A 13826-nucleotide genomic window follows, 5' to 3' on the forward strand; every position below is an offset into this window, starting at 1 on the left:
CGCGGGCGAGGTCGCCGGCCTCGCGTCTGACTTCGCTTTCGTCGCACGCGCTGCTCATGCGCACCTCGCGGAGGGATCGGTGGGGTCACGGCCAGTTGGTCAAAGGCGCGGCGGCGGGTCAAGACGATGCCGGCGGCGTGGCGGTGATGGGTCACCATGCGAGCGACGGGCAGCGCTGGCCCGGACGCCACGGCGATGGCATGGTGCCGGCCATGCACCCCGGCACACACGCGGCGATCGATCCGAACCGGCCCGCGTACGTGATGGCGCCAGCGGGTGCGACCGGCGAGACCGTCACCTACGGGGCGCTCGATGCGGCGTCGAATCGGTTCGCGCATGCGCTCCGGCGGTTCGGGCTCGCGTTCCGCGACGGCATCGCCGTCTGCATGGAGAACTCGGCACGCTACTACGAAGCCGTCTGGGGCGCGCAGCGCTCGGGCCTCTACTATACGGCCGTCAGCACGCGCCTCACGCCCGGCGAGCTCGAGTACCTCCTGAACGACTGCGGCGCCAAGGTATTCGTCACGTCGAAGGCGCTGGCGCCGCTCGCCGAGGCCGTCCGCGACCGCATCCCGAACGTGACCCGCAAGCTCATGACGGACGGCACGATTCCCGGCTACGCGTCGTTCGAAGCGACGATCGCGGCCGAGCCGGCGACGCCGGTCGCGGACGAGCGCGAGGGGACGGACCTCCTCTATTCCTCCGGCACGACGGGGCGGCCAAAGGGCGTGAAGTTCCCGCTCCGCGGCGATCCGCTCGGAACGCCGAACGCGCTGCTCGCGCTCGTGACCGGCCTCTACGCGATGGGGCCCGAGACGCGCTACCTCTCGCCCGCGCCGCTCTACCACGCCGCGCCGCTCCGTTTTAACCTCGCCGTACAGCGTCTCGGCGGCACGTCGGTCATCATGGAGCACTTCGACGCCGAGGAGTTCCTGCGCCTGATCGAGCGGCACCGCATCACGCACACGCAGGTCGTGCCGACGATGTTCGTCCGCCTCCTGAAGCTGCCCGAGGAGGTGCGCCGGCGCTACGACGTGTCGAGCCTGACGCACGCGATCCACGCCGCCGCCCCCTGCCCCATCCCCGTGAAGGAGCAGATGATCGCGTGGTGGGGCCCGATCATCCACGAGTACTACGGCGGCACCGAGGGCAACGGACTCTGCGCGCTGAACTCGACGGAGTGGCTCGCGCACAAGGGGTCGGTCGGCCGGCCGCTTCTCGGCACGATCAGGATCCTCGACGACGACGGCGCCGAGCTGCCGCCCGGCGAAGCGGGCTCGATCTACTTCGCCGGCGGCAACTCCTTCGAGTACCTGCACGACGAGGAGAAGACGCGGGCGAGCCGGCGGCCGGACGGCGCGTCGACGCTCGGCGACATCGGCTACGTCGATGCCGACGGCTACCTCTACCTCACCGACCGCAAGGCCAACATGATCATCTCGGGCGGCGTGAACATCTACCCGCAGGAGGCCGAGAACCTGCTCGTCACGCACCCGAAGGTGCAGGACGTCGCCGTGTTCGGCGTTCCGAACGAGGACTTCGGCGAGGAGGTGAAGGCGGTCGTCCAGCCGGTCGACATGGCCGGCGCGGGTCCGGCTCTCGCCGAGGAGCTGATGGCGTTCTGCCGTCAGCACCTCTCGCACGTCAAATGCCCCCGCTCGATCGACTTCGAGGCCGAGCTGCCGCGGCATCCGACGGGCAAGCTCTACAAGCGGCTCCTCAAGGACCGCTACTGGCAGGGGCACGCGTCGCGGATCCTCTGATCCGCGCGAGCGCGACTTACCGTCCGCCCTTGCGGTCGTCGCGCCTGCGGATGAGCCCCTCCTGCGCGACCGACACGACCAGCACGCCGTCGCGCGTGTAGAGGCGACCCGTCGTGAAGCCGCGCGCGCCCGTCGCGATCGGGCTCTCCTGTGTGTAGAGCAGCCATTCGTCGGCGCGGAACGGGCGGTGGAACCACATCGCGTGATCGAGGCTCGCCATCTGCACGTTCGGGTCGAACCAGGGAATCGCGTGCGGCAGGGTCGCGGTGTCGATCAGCGTCATGTCGGACGCGTAGGCGACGATGCACTGGTGGAGCAGCAGCGGCTCGTCCGGCAGCGTGCCGTCGGCACGGATCCAGACCTGCTGATGCGGCGGGCGCGGCTCCGGCTGCAGGTAGTCCGGCGGGTTCACGTAGCGCATGTCGATCGGCCGGTCGCGTTGCAGCCACTTCTTGAGCTCGGGGTGCAGGTCCGGGCGCCCGAGATACGGGTCGATGCGTTGCCGGAACGTGAGGAGCGTCCCGGGGTCCGGCGACCCGGGCATCGCGGTCTGGTGCTCGATGCCATGCTCGGGCCGCTGGAACGACGCCGAGAGGTTGAAGATCGGCTGGCCGTGCTGGATGGCGGTCACGCGGCGGGTGGTGAAGCTCTTGCCGTCGCGCAGGCGCTCCACCTGATAGACGATCGGGATCGAGGGATCGCCGGGACGCAGGAAATACGAGTGCAGCGAATGGACGACGAGGCCGCTCTCGACCGTCCGTCCCGCGGCGACGAGCGCCTGGCCGGCGACCTGCCCCCCGAAGACGCGCACCCGGTCTTCCTTCGGCGTCCGGCCGCGGAAGAGGTTCAGCTCGAGCTCTTCGAGGTCGAGGATGGCAACCAGCTGGTCGAGAGCCGCTTGTCCGCCGGGCGCACGGTCGTTCATGGCGCGCGAGCCTACCGGAGGCCCTCCGCCCACGCCATCGCCGGTTGCCAACTTCGACGTCGCTCCGTACTCTCCGCCGTCATGGCGAAGAAGCGCGTCTACCGGGTCACGTTTCGGAACGATACCGAAGTCTACGAGGTCTACTGCCAGAAGGTCGGCCCGGCGGACATGTTCGGCTTCGTCGAGATCGAGGGCTTCCTCTTCGGCGAGCGGTCGAGCATCGTGGTGGACCCTTCCGAGGAGAAGCTCAAGCTCGAGTTCGCGGGCGTCGAGCACGCCCTCGTGCCGCTGCACGCGGTGATCCGCATCGACAGCGTCGACAAGAGCGGCAGCAGCAAGGTGCACGCGATCGGCTCGGGCGGCGGCAAGGTCGCGCCGCTGCCGACCACGATCTACTCGCCGGGGAAGCCCAAGGGCTGAACCCGGCCTCGGGCTACGCGCCGCGAAAGAACGTGAAGCGAGCCACGATGCCGGCGAGCAGACCGCCGACCGGCATCGTCAGCATCCGCGCATTCTCCCACGCCAGACGCTCCTCGAACATCCGCCCGACGACGTACCCGACGATCACTCCGACGAGGATCGCAAGTGAGCGCGACGCGCGGCTGCCGACGGGCCGGCGGGCGTCCGTCATCCGAGCAGCTGCAGGAGCCAGATCGCGTAGATCGCGACCTGGGCGATGAAGAAGAAGAACCGCACGTTGATCGCCATGATGCTGGTCGAGACGAGGTGCGTGACCGATTGGCCGATGCGCGCGTAGAGCACGCATGGCGCCAGCGGATCGAGCACCGCCAGCTTCCCGGCGATCGACGCCGCGAGCGCGATGGCCGCGAAGAGCGGCAGCGTCTCGTAGCAGTTGTCACGGGCGCGATTCAGACGCCGCCCGAAGGCCCCGACGTCGGAGCCGTCGGACGCGAAGGTGTTGGCGGCCTTCTTCCCGGAGAGCACGAGGCCGCTCCGGAAGATCCCGAGCGCGAACGTCAGCAGGAGATACCAGCCAGCGAAGCCCAGCAGTGCCGTAGCCGTCGGTGTCATGCAGTCGCCCTCCCCGGGCCGGCGCTTTAGCTGCTCGGGAAGAGCGACTCAATGATCCGCGACTACCCCTCGCGATCGCGCTTGCCGCCCCCGCGGTTGTCCCGGACGCCGCCGCCGCGCGGCTCGCCGGCGCCCCGCTCCACGCGCGGCGCATCCTGGCGCTGCTGGCGCGGAACTTCCATGCGCTCCGGGCGTGGGGCCTCCAGCCGTTGCGCGCGTGGGGCTTCCATGCGCGGCTGGCGTGGAGCTTCCCTGCGCTGCTCGCGTGGGGCTTCCATGCGCTGCTGGCGTGGGGCTTCCATGCGCTGCTGGCGTGGGGCCTCGATGCGCCGCTCGCGTGGCGGCTCAACGCGACGCCGTTCCGTGCGTGGCTGCTCGATGCGCTGGCGCTCCGCGCCGCGATCACGACCGCCGCCGTCGAACGCACGGGGCGGCGTGACCTCGCGCGGGCCCTCGTTCCGTGGACGGGACGCCTCGTTCCGCGGCTGACGGTCCGGCTGCTCCCCACGCGCCGGCGGCGCCGACTGCTGCATCCGCATGCCGTGCTCGGGCGCCTCGTTCCGCGGCATCCGCTCGGGCCGGCCGCTCCGCTCCACGCCGGTCTCGCGCGGCATGCGGGGCTGCTCGATGCGCCGGGTCGGCTCGTCATTGCCGCCGCGGGTTGGGCCGCCGCGCTCGCTCCGTTCGCCGACGCCGCGCTCGACCCCGCCCCGCGTCCGCTCCACCGCGCCGCGCTCCATGCCCCGGAGGACCGGCGGCGGCTCGTTCCGACCGCCGGTGCGCTCGAGACGATTCATCCCGCCGCTGCCACGCGGCGCCACGAGGCGCGGCGCGGACCGCCGCGCCGCCTCGGTCTCACGGATGAGCCCGCGCGAGCGCGGCAGCCGCGAGGGATCCTGCGGCGCACGCGTCCCGACGACCTGGCGGCTCTGAATGCGCTCGGGCGGACGCCGGCCCCGGCCCTCGCGCGGCACGAGGCTCTCCCGCACAGGGCGGATGCCGAGCTCGCCACGCACCGGCCGCATGTCGCGCACGCGATCGGGATCGACGCGCACGGTCTCGAGGCGACCGCGACCGAAGCGGTTGCCGTCGACGCCGACGACCGCGCGATGGCGGACGTTGTCGTAGCGGTCGATATTGTTCACGTTGACGATGGTCGTGTTGTTGACGACCGTGTTGTTGACGACGCGCGGCCCGCCCCAGCCGCCCCAGTAGGGACGACCGACGAAGCCGCGCGGCCCCCACCAGGGCACGACCGGCTCGCCCCAGCCGAGCGGAACCCAGCTCACGAACGGCGTACCGATGCCGATGGACACGCCGACGCCGCCGCCGCCGAAAAAGGCGACGAGGGCGGGCGAGTAGACCGGGCGCGCGACCACCGGACCGGGCGCCCAGCCCCAATAGCCGTCGACCCAGCACCAGCGACCGTAGTGGTACGGGGCCCAGCCCCACGGCGCGTCGTCGACCCAGGTCCATCCGTAGTAACCGTCCCACACCCAACGGCCGGTCGTGTACGGCGACCAGCCGGAGGCGACGCCGCGCGGCACCCACACCTGGCCGTAGGTCGGCGTCGGGCGCCAGTCGCCGTAGCGGTCGAGATCGTCGACACCGGCGACGTCGGACGAGACGTACCGGACGCTCTGCGGCTCGTCGGAGAGGCCCGCCGTGCGATCGTAGTTCCAGCGATCCCACGCGTCCTCGCCGGCGGGCGCCACGCGCGCGAGGTCGCCCGTGTCCGTGCCCCGCACGACCACGGTCTGGCCGCTGTCGACCTCGACCTCGACCTCGTCGCTGCCGCCGGCCGGGACCACGCGGGCGATGCCGCCGCGGCGGACGGTGAGGCGCGCCGACTGGTCGTCGACGTCGAATCGGTAGTACCCGGTGTGGGAGATCAGGAACGCGCCATTCGGCGTGTCGAGCTCGATCTCCTGGCCGTCCGGAATGCGGCGGAGATCGATCGCCGCGAAGCCGGCGGGCACCCGGAGCTGGAGATACCCGGTCTCCAGCGACTCGACGCCGAGCTGGGTCCCCGAACCGCCGCGCACGTAGGCGCGGGCGCCGATCTCGAGCTCGAAGTTGCCGCCGTCGCCGGCGTAGAGCGAGTCGCCCGCGCCGAGCGCCGTATTGACCTGCGCCGGCACCCAATCGTCGGCGCCCGGCCGCCAGTACGAGACCTCACCGTCCACGAACGAAAGCCGGGGGGGGGTGGCGCCGACCGCGCGTGCCTGCTGCGCGCGAACGTCCGGAACCCCGAGCGTCAGGGCCACCGCACATGAGAAGACGAGCAGACCCAGACTACGCCGTAATGCCATCGCGAAAGTTCCTCCTTTGGGAACGAAGCGCACCCTCCAACAAGGCGCGGCTCGGGAGGATGCGCTCGCGGCCGCAACTCGCCCACCTCCGCCGCGTTGGGCGCGGCGAAAGGAGGTTTTCACGACCATGAGGAAGACGACCATGCTGACCGTCACCGGAATCGTGCTCGCCATGCTGCTCGCGGTGGCCGTTCCCAAAGCATCGGCTGGTGTCGACATCGCGATCGGGATTCCGCTGCCGGGCATCGCGGTCTACGCGCCGGCGCCGCCCGTCTACTACCCGGCGCCACCCGCCTACTACTACCCGCAGGCTTACCACGCTCCTTCCTATTATTACGGGTACGGCCCGGCGTACGGCGGCGTCTACGTCGGCGGCTGGGGGAGGCGCCACTGGCACGGAGGCGGACATCGCTGGCATGGCGGCCACGGCCGCCACGGGCATCGCTGGTAGGTCTTCCCTCAGGGAACCATCGGCACGATCGCGCCCAGCACCGGCAAGTGTACGAAGCACCCTGTGACGGGACGACCGCGCGCCGCCGTGACGGCGGCCGCATACGCCGCGAGCTGCCCCGTGTAGGCGACGGCGCGGTGCGCGGCCTGCTCCGCCGTCCCCGGGAAGCTCTTGTGGTCGATCACGGCGAAGCCTCCGGAGTGCTCGATCACGAGGTCGGCGGTACCGCGTACGATCGTCCCGTCCGGCTGGCGGTGCTGAAGAGGCCATTCGCGATGCCAGACGGAGCCCGGGAAGCGCGCCTCGACCCACGCGCGTAGCCGATCGCTCGCGTCCAGCAGGTCGTCGGGTCGGAGCGCGGTCTCGACCCCCCACCGTTTCAGGAGCCCGTCGGCCATCTCGCGACGCTCGCGTTCGTCGAGCGTCGGGCGGTCGGCGGCGAGGAAGCCGTGCACGGCCTCCCCGAGGCGCTGCATGTCGGGCTTGCCGCCGAGCACCAGCCGCTCACCGCAGCGCTCGATCCCGAGCCTCGCCGCGTCGGCGGCGGGATCGATCGGAGTCCCGTCCTCGGCGAAACGGTCGGGGGGTTCCATCTCCGAGGGCACCAGGATCGCCGGCGGATGGGTGCGCGGACCGGCCGCGACATAGCCGACCCCGGGAGCGGCGTCGCGTGGCGCCGGACCGAGGAGCGCGACGTCGCGGACGCGCACCGTGACCGGGCGGCCCGCCCACGCGAGATCGGCCGTCGGCCCGTCCATCGGACTCGGCGCCTCGGCGAGCAGCGCCTTGCCCTTCGCGTCCCTCAGCTGCGCCACCATGCCGAAGGCGAGACAAGCCGGACGGCCGGCGAGCACGACCCGATCGCGGGCGCGCGTCCACCCGACGTAAAGCAGACGCATCGCCTGCCGCTCCTCGCGCTGGCGTGCCGCCTCCGTCTCCGGCGCCTCGCGCAGCCGCTGGTGGAACGGCGTCTTCTGCTGCATCGGGTGATACGGCTGCGGCCAGTAGCGCACCCATCGCTCGGCGAGGGGATCGGCGACGTCGAGCGCGGCGCGGTCGGCCACCACCTGCACCCCGAGGGCGGTGAAATACGGATCGCGATCGAGGTCGAAGAGCACCGTCACCGGCCACTCGAGACCCTTCGCGCTGTGCCAGGTGCTGACCACGACGGCGTCCTCCTGGGCGACGACGGCGCGCGCGTCGAGCCCCGACGCGGCCAGATCGACGAACGCGGCAACGAGCCCCGCCGGCGTGCAGCCGCGGCCGTCCGCGGCGCAGAGGCTCGCGTAGGTGACGGCGTGGGCGCGAAGCGCGTCGAGGTTCGCGAGGCGGAACGCCGCGTCGCCCCATTCGAGGCAACGCTCCCGTGCCTCGACGGCGTCGAGCACCGCGTCAAGAGCGGCGAGCGCCCCGGCATGCGGCGCCGCCGCCCGCGCCTCCGCCACGCGGCGCACGACCGCGAGCTCGGCGAACGCCTCGCGCGCGGGGCGCGCCACGAGGTCGGCGAGCCATCCATCGCCGGAGGCGGGATACGCGACAAGGCGCGCCAGCTCCGCCATGGCGAGCGTGTCCCGCGCATCGACGAAGAGCCGGAGTCCGGCGAGCACGAGAAGCGCCTCGGGCGTCGTCATGAGCCCGGCGCGTGCCAGCACCGCCCGCACGCCGAGCGCGGCGAGCTCGCGCGCGAGGCTCGCGCACGTCGCGTTCTGGTAGCAGAGGACGGCGACGTCGCCGGCACGCAACGGCCGGACGTCGCCGCTCGCGCGATCGCGGACGCGCACGTCGGAATCCGCGAGCAGGCTGCAGACGGCGGAGGCGAGATACGCCGCGTCCTGCAGCTGGTTCTTCGCGGGCAGGCGCCAGCGCTCGACCACGGGCCCGAGCCCGGGATCCTCCTCGGCCGCCGCCGCTTCGAGCCGGACGCGCGACTCCGGCACCCCGTGTCCCGCGAAGCTCTTCGCGAAGACATCGGACGTGAGCGCCACGAGGCCGGGCCGGCTGCGCCACGACGTCGCGAGCGTCTCGGGCTCGGCGCCGGCGAGGATCGACTCGACCGCGGCGTCCATGAGGGCCGGATCCGTTCCCCGGAAGCCGAAGATCGATTGCTTCTGATCGCCGACCCAGACGCTCCGCTTCGCGACCTCCGCGAGCCGCAGGAAGATCGCGAGCTGGAGCGGGCTCGTGTCCTGGAACTCGTCGACGAGCACGAGATCGATCTCGCCGGTGAGCCGCGCCCGGACGTCGGCGCGGTCGAGGAGCGTCAAGGCGAAGACCTCCTGGTCGGTGAAGTCGATGGCGCCCCAGGCGCGCTTGTAGTCTTCGTAGGCTCGCAGGGTCCGCGCCGCGATCGCGTACACGAGCTCACAGGAGGCGCGCAGGTCGGCCTGGAGATCGGGATGACGATCGTGTGCGCCAGCCGCCGCCACCAGCGGCGCCGCCGCGCGCTCCGACTTCTTGCCGGCGTCGAGATCCTGGAGACGGTACCAATCCGCCCAGCGGAGCGGCAGCCCGCGGCGCAGACGGCCGAGGCACCGCTCCGCCTTGTCGATCGCCTTCTGCGTCTTCTGGGTCGCGTCGACCTCGACGTTCACCTCGGAGAGGAAACGCGCGAGCGCGTCGGCCAGCGCCGCGTCGAGCGCGCGCCCGTCGACGGCCGGCGGCGCGAAGAGCGCGAGGAGCCCCGCGACGCTGCGCTCTGCGGTCCGCGCGAGATCGTCCGCGGCGACGCCGTTCGCACGCGCGAGCGTCACGATCCGTTGGACGTCCGCCTGCCACTCCCAGGTCTCGTCGAAACGCCGCTTCACGTCGGCGAGCCGCGCCGTCTCCCCGCCCGTGACGACGCGCGACATCGCCTGCCGGAGCGCGACCGTCGCAGCGCGCTCATCGATCACCCGGAGATCGGGAGCCAGACCGAGCTCGAACGCGAAGTCGCCGACGAGCCGGCCGCAGACCGCGTTCACCGTGCCGATGCGGGCCGCCCCGAGGCGGTGTGCCTCCTCGACGCGGCCCGCCTGCAGGAGGCGCGTCCGCGTTCGCTCCTTCAGCTCGGCGGCGGCGCGATTGGTGAAGGTGGTCGCGAGCACCGCATCGGGGCGCGCGCTGCCGTCCGCGATCGCGGCGTCGAGCACGCTCGCGAGCCGATACGTCTTCCCGCTGCCGGCGCTCGCGGAGATGATCTGGATGCGGGGCATTCAGACCGCTCCGAAGACGCGTCCGCAGAGCGTCCGCAGATCGCAATAGCCGCAGCGCGGTTGCAGGGTGAGGATGCCGTCGGCGATGGTGGCGGGCGCCTCCTTCTCGGCGGGATCGGTCATGGGGGCTTCGAGGACGCCGTCCGCGAGCGCAGCGCGCCGGCGGCGCCGCGCCTCCACGACGGCGTCCCAGGTGACCGTGATCGGCGGACCCTCGACCCGGTCGGCGTCGCGAAACACCGCACCGTCGGTCGTGAGCAGCCGCTGATCCCGGACGATGAAGTATCCGACCGGCGGCAGGCTCGACGCCCCGCCGTCGGCGACGAGATGCGCGTACGCGGCGAGCTGGTGCGCAGTGCCGGCGGCGAGCTGCTCGCGCCAGTGCGCCCCGCTCCACTTGAGGTCGATGACGGCGGTCGGCGGCCCGACCACCAGATCGGGGGTGCCGGCGAGGCGGCCCTCGCTGGTCTCGCGTTCGACGACGGTTTCGATGGCGCGGATGCCGAGCTTCGACGTCGTGAGCAGCCGCGTCAGCTCGCGCGCGGCGAACACGAGGATCGTGCGCGCGTCGGCGCGGGCCGCATCGAATCCCGGGAGGAAGAGCGGCGCCGCGATACGCGCGCCTTCGGCATCGAAGAGCGCTCCGGCGCGCGCCTGCGCGGCCTCCGGCGAGGTGAGGCCCTCGCCGAGCAGGCGCGCCAGCAGGAGATGCGTCAAGGTTCCGAGAAGCCGCTCGGTCGCGGGAAGCGCCGCCGTCTCGCCCGCCCACACGCCGCCCTGGTACGACACCGCCCACTTGAAGGAGCAGCCGAGCATCGTGGCGAGGCTCGACGGCGACTCGGCCGCGCGGTCGCGCAGCGCGCCGGCCGCGACGCTCCAGCCGCGACGCGGCTCGGGAAGCGGCCGGGCCGCGCGCCGCACGGCGGTAGGCGCCGCGACCGGCGTCGAACGGACGAGCTCCGTGAGCGAGGCGCCGGAGGCGAGCTCGGCCGCGAGTTCGTCCCAGAGCGGATGCGGATGGCGCTCCTCGCCGTCGGACGCGACCCGCGGGCAGACGAGGACGAGCGCCTCGGTCGCCTGCTGCAACGGCCGCCGCCAACGCGTCGCCGCCGCGACCGCGAGCTCTCCCGGGTCGGGCAGCACGACGCCGGCCGCGGCGAACGCCCGCCGTTCCGCGCCGGTCAGCGGCAACACGGGCATGGGCGGCACCGAGTCGAGATCGAAGCCCCACCACACGACACAGGCCGCGGGTCCGGCGACCGCACCCGGCGTGCGCACCGCCGCGACCCCCGCTTCGGCCGGGAACGCGAGGAGCGGCGCCTCGCCGTCGAGCGCCTCCTCGACGAAGCGCTCGAGCTCCGGCGCTTCGAGCCCGGCGAGCGCCGATGCGTCGACCAGCTCGCGGAGCGCGAGGCCGGCGCGCAGGAGCGCCGTCCACGCCGGCTGCCGATCGACCGCCGCGCGCGTCAGGCGCCCGCGCACCCAGACGTCGAGCACGTCGAGGCGGCGCCGCACCTCGGCGGCCGGGTACTTCCCGCCCCGCCGCACCCGCGCCGCGAAGATCGCGCGGAGCCTGGTATCGACCCGCGTGCGGTCGTCGGCCGACGCGATGGTCGCGAGCCCGTCCCGCAGCGCGTCCCGCCACGGATCGCTGTCGACGGCCGGCTGCTCGTGCAACGCGCGGGCGAGACGCCACGCGATGCCGCGCGGAACCGGACCTTCGACGAGCGTCAGGAGCTCGAGCGCGCGTTCGGGATCGGGAGGAGCCCAGCCGAGCGCCAAGATGAGCGGCAGGATCTGCATGAGCGCGTTGTCACGCGCGTGACGGGCGCTGCCGGTCGTCGGCAGGCCGTGGCGGCGGAGAGCGGCGTCGAGGACGGGATCGGGATGGACGACGACGGTGCCGTCCAGCGAGGGGCGGGCCGCAAGCCAGGCCGCGACCTCCTCCGCCGCCTGCAGCGGCCCGTGCGGCCGCAAAAGCTGGAGCGTCCCGTCGGCCTCCGGACGGAAGGAGAGGAGCTGCGCCCGCGCGAGGTCGCCGGCCGCGTCGGCCGGCGCGAGGACCGTCGTCGTCACGCGCGTCCCGCGTGCCGCGAGCCCGTCGACGACCGCCCGCCAGAGCGGCGGCAGATCGTCGGTCGGCTCGATCAGCACGAGCTCGTCGACGTCTCCCGCACGCCGCGCCAGCACGTCGGCGACGGCCGCGACGCGATCCGGAACGCCGGGAAGCGCGCCGCTCGTGAGATCCGCGAGGGCGGCGATGCGCCCCGCGCGCAGCCCCTCGCCGCGCCATCCCGCCATCCGGAGAGTGTCGCGCCACTCGAGCAGCATGCGCGCGGTCCCGAGCGGATCGACCTCGGCCGACGCGCTCCAGAACCCTTCGCGCGCCCGCAGCGCCGGCACCAGCGACGCCGCCCGCAGCGCGGCCGGCACGGGCGGCCCACCGAGCCCGAGCTGCGTCTCGAGCAGGTTCAGCAGGAACCGCGGCCCGGCCCACGCCTCGCCCGCGGAGGCATGACGGGCGGCGAGCGGACCGGGCCACGGCGTCGCATCGAAGGTGGGGTCGAAGAGGATGCGCACGCCGCAGTCTTTCCGCGGATGCGGCGCACCCGTCAACGCGGACTGTCAGCGGTCGTCAGTCGCGCCCGCGGAGCTCGAGGCCCTCGAACGTGCCCGGAGCGCGCCAGCTTTCGAGATACTGGAAGAACGCCGTCGCCCCGAGCGGGTAGCCCATCATGAAGTCGCGTCCGGCGACCGTCGGCTGCCCCTCGTTGTTGTAGTAGCCCGGCGTGCATTCGGTCGAGCCGAAGAACGTCCCCGGCCCCGACCGGAGGAGGTCCATCCACGCGTCCTCGGACTCCTTCGTGACCTCGACCTCGCGCGCGCCGGCGGCCTCTGCGCGCCGCACGATCATGGCGATCGTCTTCGCGGCCTCGAGGAGGTTGTGGGAGACGTTCGAGATCAGGTTCGCGCCGTGCCCGGGCTGCACGATGAAGAGATTCGGGAAGCCGTGCACGAACATGCCGTGCTTGGATCGCATGCCCTCGCGCCAGTAGTGCGAGAGCTTCAGGCCGCCGCGCCCGACCGGGTCGAAGCCCATCCGCCGGGTGTGCTCGGTGCCGAACTCGAAGCCGGACGCGTAGACGATGCAGTCGACCTCGTACTCGACGCCGCTTGCGACGACGCCCTTCTCGGTGACGCGCTCGACGCCCTTGCCGTCGGTGTCGACGAGCCGGGTGGCGGGGGCGTTGAAGGCTTGCAGATACTCGTCGTGGAAGCAGGGCCGCTTGCAGAGCTGGCGGTACCAGGCCTTCAGCTTCTCGGCGGTGGTCGGGTCCTTCACGATCGCATCGACGCGGGCGCGGATCTCGCTCATCTTCTCGAAGTCGCTGTCCTCGAAGGCCCGCAGCATGCCGTCGGGGGTCCACTCCTCGACCGGGAGCGTCATGATCCTGCTCCGCACGCGGCGCGCGATGTCGGTCCAGCCGTCTTGCGTCATGTCCTCTTCGGGAAGCATGCCCGTCTGGACGGCGCAGAAGTTGTCGAGCCAGCGCTGCTGCCAGCCGGGCTTCGCCATCTCGGCGAACCACTCGGGGTCGGTCGGACGGTTGTCGCGGACATCGACCGACGACGGCGTGCGTTGGAAGACGTAGAGCGTCTCGCAGGCCTTCGCGAGCTCGGGAACGCACTGCACCGCGGTCGCGCCGGTACCGATGATCGCGACGCGCTTGTCCGCGAGCTTCGTCATCGGCGCGCCCTCCGGGTCGCCGCCGGTATAGGCGTAGTCCCAGCGGCTCGTATGGAAGGAGTGGCCCCGGAAGGTCTCGATGCCCGGGATGCCCGGGAGCTTGGGAACGTGGAGGGGCCCCGTGCCCATGGAGACGAACCGCGCCGTGAAGGCGTCGCCGCGGTCGGTGCGAACGATCCACCGCGCACGCGGCTCGTCCCACTCGAGCTCGGTCACGCGGGTGTGGAAGAGCGCGTTCTCGTAGAGCCCGAACCGGCGGCCGATGCGCCGGCTGTGCTCGAGGATCTCCGGCCCGTGCGCGTACTTCTCGGTCGGCATGTGGCCCGTCTCCTCGAGGAGCGGCATGTAGATGAAGGACGTCGTGTCGCACTGGGCGCCGGGATAGCGGTTCCAGTACCAGGTGC

Annotated in this window: 10 protein-coding genes; 3 read left to right on the forward strand and 7 right to left on the reverse strand. The window is 72.3% G+C overall.

The window, feature by feature from the left end; all coding sequences use genetic code 11:
* Window positions 1-212 precede the first annotated feature (212 nt).
* Window positions 213-1763 (forward strand): AMP-binding protein, encoded by a 1551-nt coding sequence (locus IT293_03065; protein MCC6763619.1) that lies wholly within the window; start codon window positions 213-215, stop codon window positions 1761-1763.
* Between the two features lie 16 nt (window positions 1764-1779).
* Here the strand turns inward: IT293_03065 and tesB are convergent, their stop codons facing one another.
* The gene (gene tesB, locus IT293_03070) at window positions 1780-2688 is read right to left on the reverse strand and encodes an acyl-CoA thioesterase II (protein ID MCC6763620.1); all 909 of its coding nucleotides are present in this window, start codon (window positions 2686-2688) and stop codon (window positions 1780-1782) included.
* A gap of 81 nt (window positions 2689-2769) precedes the next feature.
* Between tesB and IT293_03075 the strand changes: the two genes are divergently transcribed.
* Window positions 2770-3108: a DUF1820 family protein gene (locus tag IT293_03075; GenBank protein MCC6763621.1), complete on the forward strand. Its 339-nt coding sequence runs from the start codon at window positions 2770-2772 to the stop codon at window positions 3106-3108.
* 13 nt (window positions 3109-3121) lie between these two features.
* Here IT293_03075 and IT293_03080 read toward each other — a convergent pair whose 3' ends face one another.
* The 3 genes from IT293_03080 to IT293_03090 form a co-directional block, all read right to left on the reverse strand.
* Window positions 3122-3319, reverse strand: coding sequence for a hypothetical protein (locus IT293_03080; protein ID MCC6763622.1), 198 nt, complete (start codon window positions 3317-3319; stop codon window positions 3122-3124).
* Window positions 3316-3720, reverse strand: a complete 405-nt coding sequence (locus tag IT293_03085; protein MCC6763623.1) for an MAPEG family protein — start codon at window positions 3718-3720, stop codon at window positions 3316-3318. Before IT293_03085 ends, IT293_03080 begins: the two co-directional genes overlap by 4 nt.
* Window positions 3721-3782: 62 nt before the next feature.
* Window positions 3783-6032, reverse strand: coding sequence for a hypothetical protein (locus IT293_03090; GenBank protein ID MCC6763624.1), 2250 nt, complete (start codon window positions 6030-6032; stop codon window positions 3783-3785).
* Window positions 6033-6159: 127 nt separating this feature from the next.
* Between IT293_03090 and IT293_03095 the strand changes: the two genes are divergently transcribed.
* Window positions 6160-6483 carry a hypothetical protein gene (locus tag IT293_03095; GenBank protein MCC6763625.1) on the forward strand — a complete coding sequence of 108 codons (324 nt, stop codon included), beginning with the start codon at window positions 6160-6162 and terminating at the stop codon, window positions 6481-6483.
* Window positions 6484-6491: 8 nt separating this feature from the next.
* Here IT293_03095 and IT293_03100 read toward each other — a convergent pair whose 3' ends face one another.
* The 3 genes from IT293_03100 to IT293_03110 all read right to left on the reverse strand — a co-directional run.
* Window positions 6492-9674 carry a UvrD-helicase domain-containing protein gene (locus IT293_03100; GenBank protein MCC6763626.1) on the reverse strand — a complete coding sequence of 1061 codons (3183 nt, stop codon included), beginning with the start codon at window positions 9672-9674 and terminating at the stop codon, window positions 6492-6494.
* The gene (locus IT293_03105; GenBank protein ID MCC6763627.1) at window positions 9675-12254 is read right to left on the reverse strand and encodes a PD-(D/E)XK nuclease family protein; all 2580 of its coding nucleotides are present in this window, start codon (window positions 12252-12254) and stop codon (window positions 9675-9677) included.
* A gap of 55 nt (window positions 12255-12309) precedes the next feature.
* Window positions 12310-13826, reverse strand: a 1517-nt coding sequence (locus IT293_03110; GenBank protein ID MCC6763628.1) for an NAD(P)/FAD-dependent oxidoreductase, incomplete at its 5' end; no start/stop codon positions are given.

The organism is Deltaproteobacteria bacterium (assembly GCA_020848745.1).
In the GTDB taxonomy this organism is placed as follows: Bacteria; Desulfobacterota; Binatia; order UTPRO1; family UTPRO1; genus UTPRO1.